Below are 3,321 nucleotides of genomic sequence, written 5' to 3' on the forward strand. Positions count from 1 at the left end.
TAAAAGGACAAGCACGTTCGCCCAGCCGGAGTTTTTTATCGTAGTGGCAACCTTTGCAATAGTCCCCCATGCGATCGATATAAGCCGCGCTCGATACATACGGCTTAGTCGCCAGTATGCCGCCGTCGGCAAACTGACTCATCCCCAGCGTATTGGGCAACTCAACCCATTCAAATGCATCGGCGTAGACGCCCAGATACCAGCGATGTACCGCCACCGGGTCCAGTCCGGCCAGCAGCGCAAAGTTACCGATTAACATCAACCGTTGGATATGGTGGGCGTGCGCATGCTCAAGCGAATTGCCGATCGCGTGCGACAGGCAGCGCATCTGCGTCTTGCCGGTCCAAAACCATGCCGGTAGCGGCAACGTGTGATTGAACACATTGTGGTCCGCATAGCCCGGCATATGCGTCCAATAAATGCCACGCACAAATTCGCGCCAGCCCAGAATTTGTCGGATATAACCCTCGGCTGCGGCTAGCGGAATAGACTCAGGATCAGCACGCCAGGCAGCTTCGACTTGCGCCACCACCTCGGACGGATTGAGCATTTTGGTATTGAGCGCAAACGATAATAACGAATGAAACAAGCGCCAGCCTTTGCTGCTCATCGCATCCTGAAACGCGCCAAAGTGCGGCAGCGCATGGCGAATAAATCCATCCAACTGCTGCAATGCCTCGGCACGATTGAGAGGCCATGCCAGCGCGTCGGCGTTGGGATGCCCGAAGCTTTGAACGCCAGCGGCGACGATGCTTTGCCACAGTGCGGAATGATCATGACGCGTGCGCGCATCGACCGGCTCGGCGGGCGTGCCCGTCCAGGATTTGCGATTATCGTGATCGTAGTTCCACTTACCGCCGACCGGTTTGCTGTCGTCATCAATCAGAACCCCATGCCGCACCCGCATCTGGCGGTAAAAATTTTCCATCAACCACTTGGGCCGGTCCCCAAACAAGCGTGCGGCTTCGTCACGCTCAGTGTAAAAATGTTCACTCCCCACCATCCGCGCTGGCATCTTTATCCGTTGGGCATAGTCGGCTAGTTGTTGATCCAGCCGCCACTCGTCGGGAGCCTGATATTCAAACACCTCAGCGTTGTAGTGCGCAGACAACCAGTCCAGATTGGCAGGCATCGATTGTTGATTGGTCGGGTCGTCTATCGTCAGATAGTGCACGCGGTGTCCGGCAGCCCTGAGCTGTTGGCCGAAGTCGCGCATGGCCGCAAAAATGGCTAAAATCTTCTGCGCGTGGTGCAGCACGTAATCGGTCTCCTGACGCACTTCCATCAAGACGTAGACGGTAGTGTCATCGATGGCATTGAACCAACTGTGGCGGGGGTTGAGCTGGTCGCCCAGAATCAATCTGAGCGTCGGTTTCGGCGCTGCTGTTAACCTGACATTACCTGCCATTGTGTATTCCTTGAAAATAGGGAATCAAGCGCATATCGCGCTACTTTTTTGTACGGCGACAACGTTCTGAGCAGTATTTAACCTCGTCCCATACCAGCGCCCATTTTTTGCGCCACGTAAATGACAAACCGCAGCCTGTACAGATTTTGGTGGGTAGATCAGCTTTCTTGCGCATGCGCATTTAACGCTCCGTGTCTGATGCGCCAAAGGATGTCAAAACATGCTGTGCCAACGCCCTTCCGCTGAGCCACGCACCCTCTACTTTGCCGCCGTTGAGCCAGTCTCCGCACAAGCCCAGTCGGTTTTCCGCATCCCATGCACAACCGTTTGCCAAAGCTGGCGCATCAGTGGTGGCATAGCGCCAGCGATGCGCACTCCAGGCTTCTGGTACCACATCGACCAGTTCGCGAAATGCTTGCAACAACAACGGGGCGACAACATCGGGGTCTAGCTCCAGATGATCCTCACTCCATTCGGCACTAGCGTGTAACAGCCAGGTTTCTTCGCCAGTGCGTCCTGGCTTGCTGTTATTGCGCGCGATCCAGCGTAGCGGACCAACATTGACGAAAGCCGCATCAAATGTCAGCGCCAGCGGCGTCGCAAAACGCAGCATCAAGGTCCAGCAGCCTTGCATCGTCACGTTCTCAGCCAAAGCCGAGAGTACCGGCACTGTTGTCGACAATAGCGGAACAACCTGGGGCGCTGGCAATGCCAGCAAGACGGCATCAAATCGTTGATCGCTCCAGCCGTACGTATCGGACAATAACTGCCAACCATCGGGTTGATGTTGTAATTGCAGAATCGTGGATGTATGTGTGAGCGCCAGTGTCTGGTCTACAAAGTGCGCCGGCGCGGTCATGGTCGGCGTACCGACAAAACGTTCAAGGGTAGCCTCCCTCGGCTGCGCTTCTTGCAGCGAAGCGGGATTGAACACTTGCAGTCTGGGAGACCATAATCCGGCCACACCAGCTTGCTGCCAGCGTGCAACTTCGGCCCGAAAATCGGGATCGCGTGCGGTAAAATATTGCGCTCCGTGATCGCATTCCCAGCCCTCACCGCGGCGTGTACTCATGCGTCCACCAGAACCACGACTCTTATCAAATACGCTGACCTTGTGACCGGCCTGTTGCAGTAAAGTGGCACACGAAAGCCCCGCGATGCCCGCGCCAACGACGGCAAAACTGAATGGCTTAGTTGACACTGTAGTCATGGCACTCCTGTTAAAAAATAGGGTAAAGAATGCTTATACGGAGCCGGGCCGCATTCAGATTCAGGTCATTTGAAAGAAAATGGGTGACGAACAAATCCATTTTCAGGGATCGTTACCGAGAATAAATCCCAAACAGAATCGTCGGGTGCAATTTATAGTGGATAATTCGCCCCCGACCAAAGGCTACTAAGCTTGGCTCACCCATTACTGTTTACTGTTGGAGAAATCTCGTGATCATCGAAGCACAACTACCTGCCATCACGGCACTCATCAAAAATGCTGCCAGCGCGAGCGACAATGTTGCTTTTAATGCTTTGTATGCCTTCTTCCCAAAGAACACGCCAGCGCAAAAAGTCCACGCTACGCTAGAAGCGGCTTGTACCGGCATTGCTCCATCGCATCTGGCAATCTACTCGGTTGTGATGGTCAAAAAAGATACCGGCTTGCCGGGCGACGCTTTCTTCGCCACCTTTAAGGCGATGCACGATGACGAATACACCGCGATCGCTGGCGATGCCTCTTTGCTGCATTTAACGTTGGTACAGAAACAATTGATGGTCAATGCAGAAAAAGCCAGAGTCTACGCGCACGCGAAAGTCTGAAGTAGTCGGCAATCGAAATCTGCACGTCATGTAAAAAAGCCGCACTTTCATCGATTCGTGCTTGTCCGTGGTACTCGGCATAGAACTACTGAGTCGGAGAC

General features: G+C 54.2%; 4 protein-coding genes. 1 reads left to right on the forward strand and 3 read right to left on the reverse strand.

Features of this window, described 5'->3' with window-relative positions; all coding sequences use genetic code 11:
* The 3 genes from ACVBEF_RS20865 to ACVBEF_RS20875 form a co-directional block, all read right to left on the reverse strand.
* On the reverse strand, positions 1-1,408 hold a 1,408-nt coding region (locus ACVBEF_RS20865; protein WP_447125819.1), incomplete at its 3' end, for a cryptochrome/photolyase family protein.
* Between the two features lie 40 nt (positions 1,409-1,448).
* Positions 1,449-1,589 carry a DUF2256 domain-containing protein gene (locus ACVBEF_RS20870; RefSeq protein WP_447125820.1) on the reverse strand — a complete coding sequence of 47 codons (141 nt, stop codon included), beginning with the start codon at positions 1,587-1,589 and terminating at the stop codon, positions 1,449-1,451.
* A complete protein-coding gene (locus ACVBEF_RS20875; RefSeq protein ID WP_447125821.1) occupies positions 1,590-2,618 on the reverse strand; it encodes an NAD(P)/FAD-dependent oxidoreductase in 1,029 nt (342 codons plus the stop codon).
* A gap of 230 nt (positions 2,619-2,848) precedes the next feature.
* On the opposite strand from ACVBEF_RS20875, the gene ACVBEF_RS20880 reads away from it, so the two are divergent.
* Positions 2,849-3,220 (forward strand): hypothetical protein, encoded by a 372-nt coding sequence (locus ACVBEF_RS20880; RefSeq protein ID WP_447125822.1) that lies wholly within the window; start codon positions 2,849-2,851, stop codon positions 3,218-3,220.
* Positions 3,221-3,321 lie beyond the last annotated feature (101 nt).

It is taken from the genome of Glaciimonas sp. GG7, assembly GCF_052976905.1.

Bases quoted from the DNA above. Each gene is read 5' to 3' on its own strand.
- ACVBEF_RS20875 (WP_447125821.1), bottom strand. From the start codon at position 2,618: ATGACTACAGTGTCAACTAAGCCATTCAGTTTTGCCGTCGTTGGCGCG.
- ACVBEF_RS20870 (WP_447125820.1), bottom strand. From the start codon at position 1,589: ATGCGCATGCGCAAGAAAGCTGATCTACCCACCAAAATCTGTACAGGC.